Annotated in this window: 1 protein-coding gene and 1 pseudogene; both read left to right on the top strand. The window is 59.1% G+C overall.

The window, feature by feature from the left end; all coding sequences use genetic code 11:
- Positions 1-1681: type VI secretion system Vgr family protein (locus AC1DRN_RS29830; RefSeq protein WP_477786919.1), on the top strand; the 1681-nt coding region annotated here is incomplete at its 5' end.
- Positions 1678-2426: pseudogene (locus tag AC1DRN_RS29835) on the top strand (esterase/lipase family protein); the annotation flags it as partial. The gene AC1DRN_RS29830 and the pseudogene AC1DRN_RS29835, both read left to right, overlap by 4 nt.

Here is a 2426-nt window from a genome sequence, read left to right on the forward strand (position 1 = left end):
TCTGGCAGGTGACGATGCGCGCCTGCAACCGGGGTTGGCAGGTGACGATGCGCGCCTGCAACCGGGGTTGGCGTTCGACCTCAACGAGCATCCGCGCGAAGACTTCAACGACCGCTGGCGCACCATCGCCATCACCCACGCAGGCAAACAACACAGCAGCCTGGAGGAAGAAGCGTTCGGCAGCGGCAGCGGCACGTCCTACGAGATGCAGGCCACAGCCATTCGCTGGACCTCGGATTGGAAAGCCCCATTGCGTGACAAACCCTGCATCGACGGCCCGCATATCGCCACGGTAGTCGGCCCGCCAGGGGAAGAGATTTATTGCGATGAATGGGGCCGGGTCAAGGTGCAGTTCCCGTGGGATCGCGCGGACAAAAACAACGACCAGAGTTCGTGCTGGATTCGTGTGGCTCAGGGCTGGGCCGGGGCGACCTGGGGCGCCATGGCCGTGCCTCGGGTCAATCAGGAACTGATCATCAGCTTCCTGGATGGCGATCCGGATCAGCCTATCGCCACGGGCCGCACCTACCGCGAGACCAATCTGCCGCCCTATGAACTGCCTAAGCTCAACGCCGTAGCGACGACCAAAAGTCGCGAGTTCAAGGGTACACGAGCCAACGAGTTGCGCATTGACGACACCACTGCGCAAATCAGCGCGGCGCTAATGAGTGATCACGAACATAGCGCGCTGCATCTGGGTTACCTCACTCATCCACGCCACTATGGTGGCGGTAAACCTAGAGGGGAAGGTTTTGAGTTGCGTACGGATGGTCACGGCGCATTGCGCGCAGCAAAAGGTTTATTGCTGACCGCTGAAGCTCAACTGAAGGCCGGTGCGGGTCAACTGGAACGCCAGCAGGTGATCGAGGTGTTGCAAGCAGCCCTGACATTGGCCAAACAGCTGGGAGCATCTGCCGAAAATGCCCAAGGAATTGCCCAGGATTCGCAGCCGCAACAGTCCCTGACTGATGCCGTGAATGCGTTGGGCCATGGTGCCAATAATCAGGCCAATGGCTCCGGCAATGGCATGCAACCCATCATCGCGTTAAGTGGGCCTGCCGGCATCGCTGCTGCGACGTCCCGCAGTATTGCCATGGGTGCAGGCGAGCACATCGATAGCGTGGCGCAACAAAATCAGCAACTCACCGCCGGCAGGAAAGTGGTGATCAATGCAGGCGATGAACTCGGACTGTTTGCCCAGGGTGGCGACATGCGCCATATCGCCCATAACGGCCAGCTGCTGTTGCAGGCCCAGCACAACAGCATCCATGTGCAGGCCGACCAGAGCGTGGAAATCAGCGCCAGCCAGCAACATGTGCTGGTGGCGGCAGACAAGCACATCACCCTGTTGTGCGGTGGGGCTTATATCAAGATGCAGGGCGGCAATATCGAGTTGGGCATGCCCGGCAATTTCACGGTGAAGGCTGCGAACAAGTACTTCATTGACCCAAGCCATGCCTCCGCGCAATTCAATAGCTGGCCCACCACCTCGTTCAACGAACGCTTCCAAACCTTTTTCCCGGACGGTCAACCCATCCGCAACCGTGCCTACGCCCTGGTGCGCAAAGACGGCGCACGTTTCGAAGGCCGTACCGATGGTGATGGCTTCGTCACCCTGCAACAGGGCATGACGCTGGAAGGGCTTGTACTGGAATGGCTTGAACACGGAGACCCCGCATGACCAACAACCCGACGGCGCCGCGTATTGCGCCCATGACCTACAACGCGCGCGGTAACCCGGTGCATACCTGGACCCTCACGCCCAGCCATATCACCGACCCGGTGCACTGCATATTGCCGCCGGATGGGGTGCTGCCGGTGATTTTTGTGCCGGGGATCATGGGGTCGAATTTGAAGAGTAAGACTGAAAATCTGGAGGTTGAGGGCGTCCCTGTCTGGAGGTTGGATGCTGGATTTCTCGGTAAGAATATGTGGCTGGCTACAAACTGGATTAGAAAGTCAGCGGGTGTTAGACAAAAAAAGCTGCACCCGCTAAGGACTGCTGTTGATAACAAAGGCGCGGTACCTAAACGCCCAGCCGGCTCGGTAATCGCTCTGCCAGGATTGGACAGAAAAAAGACCCTCTCGGCCCTGACCAAACGCTACGAAGAACGTGGCTGGGGCGAAGTCAGCGAAACCAGTTATCATGCTTTTCTGCTTTGGCTGGAAGACACCCTGAACAGCCAATTCCTGCCCCACCAATGGCCGCAATTCGACATCCGGCCGGAGCATTTGCACACCGTCGCCGTCGAGCCTGGGCCTACGCACATCACCCGGTTAAAACCTGAAATCCCCATCGCCATGCCGGGATTGGGCGCCAACCTCGCCAGCCAGTTGCCGTCGATACTTTCGGACGAGTTGGTGGCGCGTGGCGGCTACCGCATGCCGGTGCATGCCTGTGGTTACAACTGGCTGGACTCCAACGA

This window comes from Pseudomonas sp. P5_B3, assembly GCF_056400405.1.